Annotated in this window: 17 protein-coding genes; 1 reads left to right on the forward strand and 16 read right to left on the reverse strand. The window is 38.7% G+C overall.

Annotated features, from left to right (window positions below; genetic code table 11):
- Window positions 1-28: 28 nt before the first annotated feature.
- From AC1RPG_RS00340 to AC1RPG_RS00415, 16 genes are all read right to left on the reverse strand, one after another.
- Window positions 29-979 (reverse strand): zinc-binding dehydrogenase, encoded by a 951-nt coding sequence (locus AC1RPG_RS00340; RefSeq protein ID WP_481760902.1) that lies wholly within the window; start codon window positions 977-979, stop codon window positions 29-31.
- 198 nt (window positions 980-1177) lie between these two features.
- The gene (locus AC1RPG_RS00345) at window positions 1178-1528 is read right to left on the reverse strand and encodes a YisL family protein (protein WP_409021639.1); all 351 of its coding nucleotides are present in this window, start codon (window positions 1526-1528) and stop codon (window positions 1178-1180) included.
- 210 nt (window positions 1529-1738) lie between these two features.
- Window positions 1739-2965, reverse strand: a complete 1227-nt coding sequence (locus AC1RPG_RS00350) for a tyrosine-type recombinase/integrase (protein ID WP_481760903.1) — start codon at window positions 2963-2965, stop codon at window positions 1739-1741.
- Entirely contained in the window at window positions 2952-3164 is a 213-nt protein-coding gene (locus AC1RPG_RS00355; protein WP_003599276.1) for a DUF3173 domain-containing protein, read from the reverse strand. Before AC1RPG_RS00355 ends, AC1RPG_RS00350 begins: the two co-directional genes overlap by 14 nt.
- Window positions 3165-4037, reverse strand: a complete 873-nt coding sequence (locus tag AC1RPG_RS00360) for a rolling circle replication-associated protein (RefSeq protein ID WP_481760904.1) — start codon at window positions 4035-4037, stop codon at window positions 3165-3167.
- 25 nt (window positions 4038-4062) lie between these two features.
- Window positions 4063-5538, reverse strand: a complete 1476-nt coding sequence (locus tag AC1RPG_RS00365; protein ID WP_481760905.1) for an FtsK/SpoIIIE domain-containing protein — start codon at window positions 5536-5538, stop codon at window positions 4063-4065.
- Window positions 5510-5704 carry a hypothetical protein gene (locus AC1RPG_RS00370; RefSeq protein ID WP_481760906.1) on the reverse strand — a complete coding sequence of 65 codons (195 nt, stop codon included), beginning with the start codon at window positions 5702-5704 and terminating at the stop codon, window positions 5510-5512. Before AC1RPG_RS00370 ends, AC1RPG_RS00365 begins: the two co-directional genes overlap by 29 nt.
- A gap of 8 nt (window positions 5705-5712) precedes the next feature.
- Window positions 5713-6102, reverse strand: a complete 390-nt coding sequence (locus AC1RPG_RS00375) for a hypothetical protein (protein WP_481760907.1) — start codon at window positions 6100-6102, stop codon at window positions 5713-5715.
- 211 nt (window positions 6103-6313) lie between these two features.
- A complete protein-coding gene (locus tag AC1RPG_RS00380) occupies window positions 6314-7096 on the reverse strand; it encodes a hypothetical protein (protein WP_481760908.1) in 783 nt (260 codons plus the stop codon).
- Window positions 7097-7111: 15 nt separating this feature from the next.
- Window positions 7112-8203 (reverse strand): GmrSD restriction endonuclease domain-containing protein, encoded by a 1092-nt coding sequence (locus AC1RPG_RS00385; RefSeq protein WP_003588255.1) that lies wholly within the window; start codon window positions 8201-8203, stop codon window positions 7112-7114.
- Window positions 8193-9149 (reverse strand): adenine-specific methyltransferase EcoRI family protein, encoded by a 957-nt coding sequence (locus AC1RPG_RS00390; protein ID WP_481762397.1) that lies wholly within the window; start codon window positions 9147-9149, stop codon window positions 8193-8195. Before AC1RPG_RS00390 ends, AC1RPG_RS00385 begins: the two co-directional genes overlap by 11 nt.
- Before the next feature lie 23 nt (window positions 9150-9172).
- Entirely contained in the window at window positions 9173-10084 is a 912-nt protein-coding gene (locus tag AC1RPG_RS00395; RefSeq protein ID WP_481760910.1) for an abortive infection family protein, read from the reverse strand.
- Between the two features lie 297 nt (window positions 10085-10381).
- Window positions 10382-11923, reverse strand: a complete 1542-nt coding sequence (gene guaA / locus AC1RPG_RS00400; protein WP_481761138.1) for a glutamine-hydrolyzing GMP synthase — start codon at window positions 11921-11923, stop codon at window positions 10382-10384.
- A gap of 133 nt (window positions 11924-12056) precedes the next feature.
- Window positions 12057-12977, reverse strand: coding sequence for a type I pantothenate kinase (gene coaA / locus AC1RPG_RS00405; protein WP_481760911.1), 921 nt, complete (start codon window positions 12975-12977; stop codon window positions 12057-12059).
- A gap of 62 nt (window positions 12978-13039) precedes the next feature.
- Window positions 13040-15331, reverse strand: coding sequence for an RNA polymerase recycling motor HelD (helD, locus tag AC1RPG_RS00410; RefSeq protein ID WP_481760912.1), 2292 nt, complete (start codon window positions 15329-15331; stop codon window positions 13040-13042).
- An 87-nt stretch (window positions 15332-15418) separates the two neighbouring features.
- Entirely contained in the window at window positions 15419-15562 is a 144-nt protein-coding gene (locus tag AC1RPG_RS00415) for a hypothetical protein (RefSeq protein WP_481760913.1), read from the reverse strand.
- A 178-nt stretch (window positions 15563-15740) separates the two neighbouring features.
- Between AC1RPG_RS00415 and AC1RPG_RS00420 the strand changes: the two genes are divergently transcribed.
- Window positions 15741-16400 (forward strand): VTT domain-containing protein, encoded by a 660-nt coding sequence (locus AC1RPG_RS00420; protein WP_481760914.1) that lies wholly within the window; start codon window positions 15741-15743, stop codon window positions 16398-16400.
- Window positions 16401-16449: the final 49 nt, after the last annotated feature.

Below are 16449 nucleotides of genomic sequence, written 5' to 3' on the forward strand. Positions count from 1 at the left end.
GATTAGTTAAATAATTCAATCTGACACTCTAGTCGTTAGTAACAATAACCTGTCCGATTGGACGGTCTTTTTCCATCAAATAGCGATGAGCGTCTTGAATATCATCTAGTTTAAAAACTTTAGAAATCGGAAAGTGAAACTGTTTTTCATTAATAATATTAAACAACTCATTAACCATAGAACTATCAACATTAGATGAATCAAAAACTGTCGCGTACTTATTCGCCAAGTTGATGAACGGGTCAAAGTCTTTCCATAACCATTCCCCACTCAATTGACCAACTAACGTGTAAAACCCTCCTGTTTTAAGATGTGCTAAGGAATCCTCTACAGTTGTAGTACCTACCACGTCAATTATCACATCAAATTTGTTACTTGTTTCAATATGATTATCTTGATCTAATATGACTTCATTAGCTCCTAAAGTATATAGCAACTCTTTACGGTTGTTTTGCCTTGTTGTACTAGATACAGAAAGTCCAAATCCCTTTCCTAACAATAACGCAGCCATTCCAACTCCAGTAGTTCCACCACGAATTAATAAAGATTGACCTTCCTTAAATCGTGTTGCTTTTAAAGCCCCAAAAGCAGTATAGAAAGTTTCAGGATAACTGGCTAACTCTATCCAAGTTCCATTGAATGTTACAGGATAAATGATATTATCAGGAACTAAAGCATATTCTTGATAACTACCATCAAATTCACGCCCAAGGCCACCCATAAAAATTACGACCTTTTGTCCTTTTTCTAAGTTACTTTCCTGTGAAGGCTCATAGACCTCACCAACAGCTTCAACACCTATTACTCTCGGAAATTTAACTGAAGGTGATCCACCTTCTCTAGTTAGCACCTCATAACGGTGTACTGGAAAAGCATGAATCTTTATAACTGTTTTATTTTGAGTTGGATTTGGAATTGAGCGTTCGACAATTTCCAGTACTTCTGGGCCACCTGATTTTTTTACAACAACTGATTTCATAATAATTAACCCCCATTAAGTATTTTTTATACATTTACAATATACATAAATATATACTATCTTGTTACGTCACAGTCAAGTTAGAGTGCTCAGCAAATAGAATTATATCGATTAAATGCATTTTATTTAAATTGTTTAAAATAAAAACACCGCATAATACTTAGATTTTCGCCTAAATATTATGTAGTATTTTATTGTCTAAATAAAAGGTCTTCCACCTGCGAGCATTAATCCTAAAACACCCACACATAGGCAACAGATGCCTACCGCGTAGATGATACTTTTATTTAATTGCTTTTTATTTTTTCGTGCAAAGGTCATTTCAGTTAGTCCAATAAATATTAAGGCAACAACTAATTTAATGGCCGTTAAAATTGGATTTCCTTGCCATGCGTACCCTAGCAACATAATACCACTAGCAATTGAAATCAAATATCCCAGTCTCGTAATCATTTGATAAATTTTTGTATTAGTATTTGTAAAAATTGTGAGCGCCACTAGAACCGCTATCACAACCCAAGTAATCAAATGTATCCATAACCAAATCATAGTTAATCTCCTTTTATATCAATCTTACTGTTAGCTTATCATTATCCATCATTAAATCAAGGATTCAAAATTATTTAAACGATTGTGATTACTTTCATGCAAAAAAAATAATCCTTATACTAAAGGATTATCATTTTTAAGCTTATTCCCATTCAATTATAACGGTCGATTACAATCGTTGTTACAACGGCATTTATGCCAGTTTATTATTCATTGGCGGAGCTGCGGCGGAGCAACAGTCTGATTACCATTAAACTTCACCTTAGATTCCTTTGGTGCTGCATAGGTTATATGACCTGACATCATCTGTGCTAGTTCCTTATCTGCACCAACATACATGTGCGCATAGTGCCTTAACGTAATTTCCGGGGATGAGTGCCCCAGCCGTTTAGACAGAACAAGCACTGATACATTGAACTCATTAATCAAGTAACTAGCATGACTATGCCGAAGTCCTTTCCCTTGTATCGGGTGAACATTGGCCAACTTGGCGTACCGATGGATTATCCGCATGAGCGTTGATTTCAGCATCGGGCTTCCGTCATAGCTAAAGACAAAATCATCCTGCTTACCAAAACCATTCTGAGTTTGACGTTTTTTCCAAACACGGAGCACCTTCAAAGTATCCCGATCTATGGAGATAGTTCTCAAACCGCTATCAGTTTTAGTGTAGTCATGCCGTTCCCAATTTTGTTTGGTCTTGATTACCAGCATGTGAGTAACGCGTAATTGTGCATGCGTGAAGTCCACGTCCGCCCATTGTAGCGCCATCCCCTCATTAACACGAACACCCGTCATAAAGTAAACATACAGCATGACAAAGTTCAGGTGTTCGTAGTAGTCGCTAGTACAAATCTGGTTTAGTACAGCTTGAAACTCACTCTTAGTCCAATACGGCACCGTAGCACGTCCCTTAGGTATCGCCTTAACACGCTTTGACACATTACTAGGTAAGTAATTCATCTCAACCGCAAAATCCAGCGATTTACGAAACATACCAAAGACCAAACTTGCATAGCTCTGTGAGTAACCAGCATCTGTAAGCAGCCAGTTCCTAAAGCCCTGAACCTGCCTAACATCTAGCTTTCGTAATTCTATATCTCCAAATTTTTGTACGAAGACGTTTAATGAAGTCTTACGCGTTTCAAACGTTTCTTTTTGTACGCTAGCTTGGTATGCAGGAATATACGATTTTCGCATGTACACGCCATAGGTTAACGCATAGACGGTATGGCCGCTCTCGCGATCAAATTCTGCTTTCAGTCGTACAACTTCCCTGTGCGCAGCAGTCGCTGACTTGAACAACTGGCCATCCGCGTCTTTTTGACTCTTTTTCCGGATTCTTTTTCCGGTACTTTCATCCACCCCCAACTGTATATCATAGTAGTAGCGGCCATTTTGGCCACTGTATACACCAGCGAACTTAGTCTTTGGCATCGTCTGCATCCTTTCGAATGGATGCTCCAATAATTGCCTCAACCGCTGCAACCGGTACCCGACCTAGGCGCCGATTGGTATAAAACTCATATCCTTGTTGTACCATGCTCCGCTTTGCTTGTCTAATTAATTCAGCAGCAGTATTCTCACGATAACCAAGCGATATCAGGTCTTTCTTCGTAACCGTGTTGTTTTCCATTCAAGGGCCTCCTCCATTCCCAAAATCGACCGTATTTTTTAGTTTCCAGACGGTCTTTATATCGTTGTCCTGCGCTAACTTGCCATCGCTCGTAATATCAATCTGGTAAATTGCTACATCTGTTTCCAGCGCACTATCTGGGCTGTCCAAGTGCCCAACAACAAAATTCGGTCTAAAAATTGCGAAATAACTTTCATCTAGATCCCAGTAATCCACAGTCGGCTGCTTTAGTCCATGGCTCACAAAGTACCGTGGTTGATGATATGCGTGCGGTATTTGTAGAAGTTCTTTAGTTATATATTTGGTAATATAGTTAGCTGCCTTACGCTTGTCGGCAATATGGCTTACCGTACTAAAACCCTTTTCCCAGCTATCTGCATTGTATATCTGCAATCCCTTTTTCTTAATTAGCCGCTGACTCTTGGGGTAACGTGCAGGCGTTAAAGGTGGGGCAAGTCCGCCAGTAACGCCATGAAAATGAATTCTACCCGATGAAGGATGAAGTTCAGGAATAAATAGGTAGTCAAACCTACCGAACTTTTCGCGCTGATACTTCAACCAAGCACGCAGCCGCCTTCGTGCATACTCATAGTTCTTTGCATTCACCTTCGAGTCATCAAACGTAAGCGTCCAAAACAAATTGAACGAATTTGCCTCTAGATAGTATTTCACCTTTCTCTTAATCCTAAATGCCTGCTGCACGAGTTGGGTTTCATCACTATATGACACATTTATAGGCATATTCGACTCTGGATTTTTCAATAATTTTGGAGATTTGTGAACCCTTGGCACGCCATATTTCACAATTTCGATATGATCTTCAAATGTAATAACTTTGGCGTTGTACTCATACTCACCGCTATTCTTGCTCATTTTTTCAGCTTATCTTGCCTGTATGTCAAGTAACAGGCAAGTCCTCGCTGGCAGTCGCAGCTTGTGGCGTTCCGCCACCGCCACGCCTACCAGCAAGCATTGTAAGTGTTGCTTTAAACGGCAGTTTATCTTCATCATATTTTGGCGGTAAAAATGCTTTTGGCCCATCCCAATTCAAACCATCCAGCCAAATGACACCACCAAATTCTTTTGCATCAATTAACGGTAAATCATGGTGACTCTCTCCAAACACCTCCTGAGCTTGCTGAGGCGACGTTCTACCTAAGCTGATCCGCATCCCTAGCGAACTCCTGGCCTCTGTTGGGAGCGCAGACGCAGGCATCATTTGCCCCGCTACAATAACCGAGATAGAACTCTGCCGTCCCTTTGTAATCAAGGACAACAGTTTGGCGTTGAATTGGGGATATAGTTTGTCGGCTGTTTTCCTCTGCTGATCCTCAGCCTTCATGTTTGCAACCAGCGACAGTAGCTCATCGACAACAAGGAGAATCGTACCCTGATGAAATTTTTCGCAATGCGTAATATCCCGCTCATCATCGGGATCTGCATTTAGCTCCTTGTATCGCTGATCCATGATTTTGCACAATTCGTCAACGAGCTGAATTGCCTCTTCCGTATTCATGGCAACCTTACCAATACGCTTCATCGACTGACCCAAGAACGCTGCCTTACCATCGATCGTATACACGACATTATCGGGATTATTTACCAAGAAGGATATAATCAGGCCCTTTAGCAAACTAGTTTTCCCCGTTCCTGTTGGACCGACTATCAACCCCATCGGCTGTTTAGATGTTAGCGACATTCTGCCAGTCAATTGAATATTGATCTTTTCGCTTGTCTGCAACGCGTCCAAACGGTTGATTGTAATTCGCTCATCCTTATTGTGAGTTAGGTTAATTTCGATAATGCCGTTTCCAGACTTCTTATCACGAATTTCCCAGTAAGCTGTCGTCTCCTTGGTGAGGAATGCAACCAGGCGGCGTCCAATATCCGCTTCGAAATCCGAGCTGACACGGCCACCCGTTAGTAGCGTGATCTTAACTTCATCATTCGAGACCACATATCCCCATCTTACGTATGCGACATGGCCAGTCACGCCTTGCTTAATCAAATTAACGTTTTCCGAAAATTGCCAAAGCAAACGTTCCATCTTCCAACGTTCAACTGGCGAATATCTACTGTGGAGATATCTCCAAGCCCCAGCAAGAGACACAACTACTCCAAGTAGTCCAAGCATCAGGATAATTGGCCATAGATCTAATTCCGATTTTTGGCCAATTATTTTAGCCCACGTCCACTTAGCGCAGCTCCAGAGAATGATTAGCACTGTAACACATGCCCAGACCTTAAACAATAATCTTGACCGTACCTGCTTGCGTTGATCAACCTCATCAATGGATTCATAGATGCTCAGCTTCGCAGTATGCGTAGAGACTGGCAAAAATCTGCTAATTGTTTCCCTTGCGTTTTTTATCATTCAAGAACTCCTCTTCAAAGTCTCCTACTTGCTGGCCGGTAAAAATTCTGTACGCAGCTGCAATCAAAGACTCAATTCTTTTAACATCGAATGCGTCACGGTTCGTGAGACAATATTGAGCTTCATTCAAGTACGCCCAAACAGATAGCTTCTTTTTTTCACTCATACCTACGCCTACTTCCCATCGCTAATATTCATAACAAGCTTCACGTCACGCCAGCCACTAGTACGCCCCGCGCTCCACTTAAGCATTACCTTGGCGTCTTTCAATTCAATCTCTGTGCCCAAAAGTTCTGCCTCAGAAATTTCCAGCAGATCCTTCTCATCCCCAACAAGTTCCAGTGCATACGTCTTTAAGTCCTCTACCCCGTCGCCAGATTTCTCCAATGTTTTGGCAAGTTCAGCATCTACTATGTGGCATACTACCTTTGCGACCGATCCGTTGATTGGATCACCGTTATCTGCGTAGCGCGGACTTTTTGATACCGATACCACGCGAGCTGCTTTTGGCTTCTCAACGTTGCTAATTTCAACTTCTGAAAGTTTGACCTTGGCTAGTTTCATGCATTTCTCCTTTTCTGGATAAACATCCAACACAGTTTTAATAGACTAACTTTTATCAAAGGCCTTTGATTGACTACATCTTATCTTCAATTACGCCCAATATATATATCAGGCTTCGCCAATGTCTTGACACCCGAAAAACCGGGTATTGACGTATCGGAAAAGATGTGTATCAAAAAAGGCGAAGTTTTTAAAACTTCGCCCTAAGTGACTATTTTGATATTTGTTGGAGAAACCGATTCATTATCAGCGGTGTTACCCGATAATCAACAAATCTTTTTAATGGTTCACCAAGTTGCTTAAGTTCGAGAACCTCACCTAACCCTTCTCTCGAGACACCGCCAGAATCAATCTTATCTATTAGTGGGATTCCTGCGGCAATGCTTTCGTTATCAGCACTACTTTCGAAGTCAATTACTGTCGCTATTTTCGTTTCTTGATTCCGAACTCTTGTGAATTTGTCCCACTCATTCAGCAAGTCGCTTTTTATTCCTTCATATATTTGTTGAATCGTATTGTTCGGAATCCTAAGAGGCTGTGTCTGCTTTATATCATTAATAAGGCTACCTAGTCGGTTATTTTGGAATTGCGCTTCATTACACACTGACTCAAATACATTAGGCAGATAGTTTCTAATTTCATAATTAGACCCCCAAATGCACTCATACACATCCTTAAAATTCAAGGTATCTACAAATCGTAGATAGTACTTGGAAGAAGGCACTAGATAAGGATTCTGACGCGTATCCAATCGGGGAATAGGTGCGGTTATGGAGTCAACCATCGAATAACTTACTTCGTGTTGGTAACTTGGAGCCTCATTATACTCTTTTGCATTCTTGAACCCAGCAGTTTGATATTTGGATACGCCCTGCTCCTTCATACGCCGCTTGAGTCTTTCTGAAAACACCCTGTAGATAAACCAGACCGTATCTCCATATTCGCCGAATGCTTTTTCCCTCGCGGCTACAGTGCTCATATCTATTCGTACCATATTAGCTCCTTGGCATTATACTCCGGATTTTTTTCGATTGTCGTCTTTGCACAGCATTTGCAAATTGGAGAGTACTGTATGCCCACCTTGAGACCAAGGAGTAATATGATCGCCCTCCATCTCGTCGTACTCAAAATGCTTGCCGCATACCGGACAGATTCCATTCTGTTTTGCGTATGCTGCTCGCTTGTCCTTAGGCTTAAATGCCCGAATTGATAATACGCGCTCTGGCCCGCCAAGCACGTACTCAAATATCCCCTTCTGCTTGGTAACATCCTCGTCCTCTATCAGCTCGCTAACTCTAGCTTCGAGCGTAGCCGGATTATACGTATTCTCATGATAAGTATCGTATAGAAACCCCCATTCAATCCCCTTCATCAGCTTACGATAGTTAGGAAAAATAGAGGTTGTCCAATTAATTACGTTTTGAAAGTATAGCCACAGTTCGATTGCCGTTTCATCGTGCTGGTGCTGCGCCATGTACTCCTCAAGCTCAATATCCTGTTTCGACGAGATCCACTTGAGTGTGGTTTCCAAAAAGTCTTGTCGAATAGCAGAACCATTTAAATAGTCGCCGCCAATCTGATATGCGGGACACTGTGATTTCGAAAAGTACTTCTTGGCATCTGTCAACCATGGCCCCGTATAGATTGCATTTCTAAGTTCTTGTGCAGTAAGCTGTTCCCCAACAGTATTGATCACTTTGAACCAATCCAATTTTTCTCGATCTGTACCAGTACAAATATAAACCGTCAGAGGATAGTCCAATATTTGCTGCTGTTCTTCCTGTGTGAGCGTGTGAAAGTACTGGAAATTGATGGAGTAATCACCCTGTACAAATTGACATATTGAGATTGTTCGCTGCTGTCCATCTAAAATTTCATAGTGTCCATCTTCTGCAACAACCCAATACATAACATTCAGTGGGAACCCCTTGCGGACGGTATTAATAACTTCATCACGTTGCTTAGGTTTGTAGACGAATTCACGCTGAAAGGCCGGACGAATATTTAATTTTCCGTCATATCCATATACACCATCTTCATCGGAATCTACATATCCGTTTACGATTTGGCTTACTGGAATATCCTTTTTCTCAATTTGCATGCGTTTGGCCTCCCTTGTTGCGAATTAACACTCTCTTGTACATTGATTTAACGGTGCCATCTTTTTTAGTCAACAAAAGCCCTGAACTTTTTACATCAACAATTTCAAACTGATCTGGATTGTACCGCGTCATGTAAGTAATTGGCACACCAATGACACCAAAGTAGTCACAAGGAATATCCGCAACACGGGATACCTCAATGGCATCATAGTTATCATATTTTGGATATATCTCTGGAGAATAGTTCTTGAAGATTGTCAGCTTTTCGTGACGTTGTGTCGTATCTAAGTTGGTATACCAGCAAATGTTTCCCATTCTCCGCCATTTTTGTCCATTTTCATCAATCTTGAAATCCGTTTTCTTCGCCTCATAGCTTTCAGGTACCTTAAACCAAAAGTGTCCAGAATTGTACCCTAGCCAAATTTCGTTGGCCATAATTAAAGGCAGTACCTCTTTATAGGTAATTGCGTTGAGATTACCAATCACTAGGAATGTTTTGTGAAAAGCTCTTAACTGTGCGATGTAATCAGTAAATAGACTGAAAGGGGGATTGGTTACGACAATATCGGCTTCTTTAAGTAACTGAATTGCTTCCGGACTTCGAAAATCGCCATCTCCAGTTAGTGGTGTTTCAACGTAATCCGGTAAAAATGCAAGTTGTCCAATCTTGTCATCTTGTCTAATTATTTCCAATTTATAACTGGGTTTGTCGGATTCATAGTGCGTAGATATTAGTTTTTTTAGGCCTAACATGTAAAAGTTAATCTGAAAGTATTTCCAGAAATTACTGATGGCTGGATCATCACAATTACAAAACACAACCTTATCCTTGAAATACTCACGATAATGGCGTAGCTCGTTTTCAATCATTGAAATATTAGTATAAAACTCATCTGTTTTTCCAGCACGTGATACATGAAGGTTACTGTTTGTTTGCTTTTTCACGTTCATTACTCCAATTTATTATTTTATCTCTGTACATGTCTGTCATTGACTCTGAGATAGTAGGTAGCCAGACTAACAGACGTATTGAGTAGTAGTTCCGCCTCTGCTGCCTGAATTTTTACTCGTTCATTGCTAGCATGTGCATCGCCATCTTTATTGCGCATTTCTGCGATTAAATCGGTGATTCCATTTAAGTGACTAATCATTTTCGTAATACGTGGATTCCACTCCCGAGAAGGTCTCATTCCCAATGTTTTAACCACCAAATTACGATATTGACCAATATCGCCATTACGCTTACACTTTACGTCGTTATCGGACAATATTTGAAGAAACACCTCTTCGATAAGTGTTCTAGCCTTTGTAACTACGCTGTCAAAATCATTATCCTGCAAGTCATCTTGTCCCTGCGCCAACAACTCTGAAATGTATCCTGAATTGATCCTCTTGATCGGCACGAGGACTTTTACATTCTCATCTGCTGCGATAATTTCCCACGAATTACCACTAGATACGAGTTTTAAGTTGCTGTAGAGAAGAATGGCGTTTATCTCTCTGATTACGCGCTGCTTAATTGCGTCTGCTACAATCAGGATGTCCTTAGATTCATCACCAGTAAGGCCTTCCAGAATAAAGTTATCAATTTCCTTCAGTTGCGAAAACTGACTTCCAGAAAGATACTCATTAATCACCGGTCGCAACTGTGCTGGTGAAAATAGAAACGATAATAAAGAAGCCGTTCGATCATTTGCATGAGTTGCACTGATTATCGAACTCATTCGGCGTAATCTGTTTGAACCTTCTGGATTTGGAGAACCAAATCTGGATCCCAGAGCGTCAAGATCTGCATTTGTTCGGTAAGTTATCCACGGTCGGTCAATCAAGAAAGTTGTAATATCTGTGTTTTCCAGTAATTCAAAATTTTCTGACTCCAATGCCTTTCCCCCCACAGTATTAATAACTTATTTAATTATATATCCTAAGCCCATAAATACCAAGCACTCTACTGTGTATTCTCGCAAGTTCATTTTTCCGCCAGACTAAAAAAGGCCACCAGAACCAAGTAAGTTCTAGCAGTCTTAAATGAGTTTTCGATTGATTGTCCACCATAATTAGGCGGAGTTTCGGCGGAGCACCATATTTTTTTGGCGGAGTTGGCGGAGTTTGAGCTGCCTTGAGCAAATCCAAAATGCCTCTGTATCACTCTTTCTAGCTCAAATTGGCCTACATCGCTATTCCCATTCGATTGTTGAAGGCGGCTTGCTCGTAATATCATACACGATGCGGTTAACATGTGCGACTTCGTTTACAATACGGACTGAGATTTTTTGTAAGACATCCCAAGGGATTCTAGCAAAATCAGCAGTCATACCATCAATTGAAGTAACACCACGGATACCAACTGTGTAGTCATAAGTACGTCCATCGCCCATCACACCAACACTTCTAATGCCCGGTAAGACAGTAAAGTATTGCCAGATTTCACGATCAAGACCAGCATTTTTAATTTCTTCACGTAAAATTAAATCACTATCTCTAACGATTGTTAATTTTTCTTCAGTAATTTCACCAAGAACACGAATTCCAAGACCAGGGCCTGGGAATGGTTGACGCCATACTAATTCTTCACTCATACCCATTTTTTCGCCAAGTTCACGAACTTCATCTTTGAATAATGTTCGCAATGGTTCGATTAAGCTAAATTGCATATCATCAGGAAGGCCACCAACATTATGATGAGATTTAATTGTTTGGGCAGTATCTGTCCCAGATTCAATCACATCAGTGTAAAGTGTTCCTTGAGCCAAGAAGTCAATTCCTTTTAACTTAGTAGCTTCATCATCAAAGACACGGATGAATTCATTACCAATTGTTTTACGTTTCGTTTCAGGATCAGAAATTCCTTCTAATTTACCTAAGAAACGTTCTTGAGCATCAACTTTAATGATATTCAAGCCAAATTTACCGCCAAGCATTTCCATAACTTGATCAGCTTCATTTTTACGAAGTAAACCATGATCAACGAAAATACTTGTTAGTTGGTTACCAATTGCTTTGTGCAATAAAACACCAACAACTGAAGAATCAACCCCACCTGATAAACCAAGAAGGACTTTTTTATCACCAACAGTTTCGCGGATTTTAGCAATTTGTAAATCAATAAAATCAGCCATTGACCAGTTACTTTCAGCTTCACAAACATCAAATGCGAAACGACGTAAAATGTCATCCCCAAATTCAGTGTTGCGAACTTCAGTATGGAATTGAAGGCCATAGAATTTCTTATCAAGATTTTGCATTGCAGAAATAGGACAGTTAACAGAAGTTGCAACTGATGTAAAACCATCAGGAACTTCTGTTACTAAGTCACCATGACTCATCCAAACTGTTTGTTCAGCTGGTAATCCTTTGAATAAAGTTCCTTCTGGATTAGTAACCTCAATTTCAGCCTTACCATATTCTTTGTTATCTGCACTTTCAACTTTACCACCTGGCATTGTATATGCCATTAGTTGCATACCGTAACAGATACCTAAGATAGGAATACCTAATTCAAAGATTTCAGGATCTACTCTGAGTGCATCTTCATCATAAACACTATTTGGGCCACCAGAAAAAATGATACCTTTAGGGGCAATCTCTTTTATTTCGGCTGCACTAATCTTGTGTGATAACAATTCAGAATAAATTCCGAATTCACGTACACGACGAGTAATTAATTGATTATATTGACTACCAAAATCAAGAACGATAATTTTGTCGAAATCTTGCATGCTAACGTTGGCCAAAAATAGTCACCTCTTCATATTTTTTAGTTTCTTATTACGTCTATTCTACTGATTGAAACCCACTTGGTCAATCGTTTGATTTAATTTTCATGAAAATCTGTGAAAATATCTCTATTTTCTAATATTTGCGTAAATAAACGGTATTAATTCGATGCTCATCTGTCTTCTCTAAAATAAGATCAGCACGATTTCTGGTTGGTAAAATGAACTCTTGTAAGTTCTTTAAATTCACGGTTTTCCAGACATTACGTGCCAACTTAAATGCTTCATCGTGGTTACCAATCGCATAATCATAATAGTAATTTCCAGGTTTCTGAAAAGAGGTGTTCAAAAGAACACCAAAACGTTCCAAATACCATTTTTCAATTAAGTCAGCATCAGCATCAACATAAATTGAATAATCAAAGAAATCACTAACATACAATTGTTGGTTACTTGGTAATTGTAAAACATTAATCCCTTCAACAATCAAAATATCTGGTTGATTAATTGTTTGTACCATTCCAGGTACAATATCATAACTATCATGTGAATATACTGGTGCTTCAGTTTTCAGACCACTTTTCACGTCGTTTAAAAATAGAATTAGTTTTTCCATGTCATAACTTTCTGGAAAACCTTTACGGTCCAAGATATTCTGGTGAATTAGTGTTTCATTAGGATATAAAAAGCCATCCGTTGTAATTGCTTGAACCTTTTTTGTTGGGTATAACGCTGTGAGTAATAATTGCAACAAACGTGCCGTTGTACTTTTACCCACTGCAACACTACCCGTAATTCCAATCACAAAAGGCCATTTTTGATCTTTAATTCCTAGAAAATCTGCTTTTTTTGATTGCAAATCTTGCTTACCCAACAATGTCATATTTAATAAATGAACCAATGGCATGTAAATTTCCTGCACATCTTGAACTGATATCTTATCATTAACAGATTGAATTTCATTCAATTTTTGTTGTGACAAATCAATCTGTTTCGTTTTATAAAAGCCACGCCATTCATCCCTTGGAATTTTATAATAATTCATTTGTTTATCCATTTTAACAATCCTCTAATAAAAATGACCTATCAGTTTCCGCAATAGGTCATTTCTTCCATAGCTTATTTTAAACTATATAAACTTTTTGAAACATGGTCAAATAATGGTGATAATTCTTTTTCAGCATAAACAGTTAGTCGATGCATTGCTCTTGAACAAATCGTATAAACTAATTGACGCTCGTCTTCTTCATGATAGTTAATCTTTGAAGCGCCCCACATAACAACCGCATCAAATTCCAAACCTTTAGCTAGGAAAGCTGGCACAATAATCGTTCCATCGGCCAAACGTTGATTTTCCGTTTTAATCAATGTAACTGGCACGCCCTCGGCTTGTAATTGTTCATACAATTCTGTACATTCAGCTAATGATTTAGCGATGATTGCCGTTGTTAGATGATCATCCACATTTTGTTGTACTTGTTTTTCTAAATCGTGAACTAATTTATCAGAATTATTATCCACAGTCATTGTGGGTAAGTCACCTTGTCGGTTAAATGACGTCACTGATTCACCATTTATCAACACTTCTTTTGTGAAATCTGTGATTTGTTGTGTTGAACGATATGATTTCGTCAATTGCACGACTTTGGTTTTATCAGCTGGGAATAAATGTCCCAATTCTGATAGTAAACTCTTACTATTTTCTTTTGTGAAAATAGCCTGGTTTAAATCACCAAGCAGTGTAAACTTAGCTCTTGGGAACCCTTCCTTCAAGAAAGCTAATTGAAATGCCGTGTAGTCTTGAATTTCATCAATAAAGACGTAACGGACATCTGTTTCACCATGCTTACCCGTCATACGATCAAATAAGTATAAGTATGGCGTAACGTCATGCATCGATATTTGACGATTTTTTAAACGTGACACAACTTCAGCCACATCTGCTTGCCATTCTTCTACAGTAACATTATAGTCACTCAAATTAAGATACTTAGGCACATTGTGTAAAAAGTTCACATATTGTGAACTGATATTTAAGAATCGATTGCGCACAATTGCTCTGTGCACACTTGTAAATTGGCGCATAACTAAAGTACGCGTTAAGAAACGCATTTCTTTATCACCGCTTGCAAATTCGCGGTCTTGGTCTCCATACAAATCATTCAATTGTTCTTTAGACATATCTTGAATTGCTTTTTCAACCCATTCTAACTTAGCCTCAGCTTCAATTCGACGATTCAATAATTTAACTAATGATTCACGTGTTGCTTCTAATCTTGTCCGTAAATGATAATTTTCATTATATTTATAGTAGATACCTTTTATTTTATCTTTTGAAATAAAGACTTCATTATTGAATTTAATATCTCTGAACTTCATGTCTGCTTGTTCCAAATGTTCTGAATAAGCAGTTGAGGCATTAAAGAATGCCAAACTATTTTTCAGAACTTGAATACGTTTTTTAGCAGGCGCATTGTCTTCTTCAAAGCGTTCTTGTAACGTTTCAACTTGCATATTTGGTAAACGTCTTGATGCATATTGGAAATAAGTCATTTGAACCATATTTTGTTCACCAAGTTCTGGCAACACTTGATCAATATAATCATTAAATAATTGATTAGGTGAGAATAAAACAACTTGACTAGCTGTTAAATTACCGCGGTAACGGTACAGCAAGTAAGCCACACGTTGTAATACAGCTGAGGTTTTACCCGAACCAGCTGCACCTTGAACAAATAATAATTCAGCTTTTACATCTCGAATAATTTGATTTTGTTCCTTCTGAATCGTCGTTACGATACTCTTCATCTTTGTATCAGCAGAATCATTCAAGACGTCTAATAACATCTGATCACCAACAGCTTCATCAGTATCAAATATCGTTTCAATTTGGCCATCTTCAATTACGAATTGACGTTTCAATGAAACATCTACTGTTTGATCACCATCAGGAGTTTGGTAAGTGACATCACCTAGTCCGCCATCGTAATAAACACTCGATATGGGTGCACGCCAATCATAAACCATAAAGTGTTCAGGTCGATCAGCAAAAGAGCCCAAGCCAATATAGATTGTTTCTTTTTTATTAGTTCCTTCTTGAATGTTTAAACGTGCAAAATAAGGTTTCTTTTCTAATTTCTTTAAAATGTCTAAACGAGAAGTTGCGTTTTTCCAACTCGTTTCACGTTCAGCTAATAACTGTTGTTGCTGACGAACAGACATTGCTGTATCAATCATTCCAGTGTATGTTGTCGTATTGATATGAACATCACTTGTAAATTCGCCATTAATCGATCGTGCTTCACTTTCAGCGTACTTTATTTCATTTTGACGTTTAACTTCAGCATCTTTTATTTTAACAATAACATCATCAAGATGTGCTTGTTCTTCGATTTTAATTTCATCAGCCATTTCTCAATACCCCACTTTACATGATTTTATTAGGCCTAATAGTGTATCATTTTTTTATAATCAACTCAAATAGGCAACTAATTGAACTTATTTCTTATTTGGTAGGAATTGGTCAACTACGATTCCAACAGCTAATCCAATTAATGTTGCGACAGCAATTTTACTTATCACAATCCCAATAATTAGACCAATTAAAGTTGTCATTCCTGCAATTAAAGTGTGTCTAGTCATATTGACCTCCAAAAATTTAATATATCTAGTATACCAGTATCGAAACCTGTTTAACACTGGTGACCTCTTATAGTGAGACAAATCTTAATAAAAGCTAAATATCAGTTAAAATAATAGCCTTTTTTTTAATTTCAGTTTAATATAATGAGTAAGACTAAAACGATTGGAGGGCCTGACAATGTTCGAACAAGCTTGGTTTTTCTTCACCCATTTCGAAAATTATTTAGGACCTCTTTTCCAGACTTTAGGTAACTGGAGTTACTTAATTCTTTTTGTACTTATCTTTGCCGAAACAGGTCTTGTTGTTTTTCCTTTTCTACCTGGTGAGTCGCTACTCTTTTTCACTAGTTCCATTGCCGCCTACTCAACAGATACCATTGATATTCGGGTATTAGTCCCAATATTCTTTTTTGCCGCACTCTCTGGAGATGCCGTGAATTTTGAAATTGGTCGACATTTAAATAAATTACCTTTCTTTAAAAAAAGAATCCCCCCTGAAAAGATGGAAATCGCCAAAAGTTTTTTCAAAAAACATGGTGCAAAAACAGTCGTATTTGGACGCTTTATCCCATTAATTAGAACTTTTGTGCCACTTATTTCTGGTACTATTCAAATGAATTACAGACATTTTAGTATTTTCAACTTAATTGGCGTCTCACTTTGGGTAGCCATTGGAAGTGGCGTCGGTTACTACTTCGGCGCAATTCCATTTGTTAAGGATCATTTTTCTATTATTTTCCTTTCAATTGCCGGGATAGCATTACTTCCAGTGGTCTTAGCTGGGTTAGTACAACTTACGAAATTTTTACTTAGAAAAAAACTTGATGCTAAATTCTAGGATAAGCTTTTTAGAATAATCGTTTTCTTTAGCGTATAATGGGGCTATC

The sequence above is a fragment of the Dellaglioa sp. CoH-57-MRSF-18 genome, assembly GCF_056781995.1.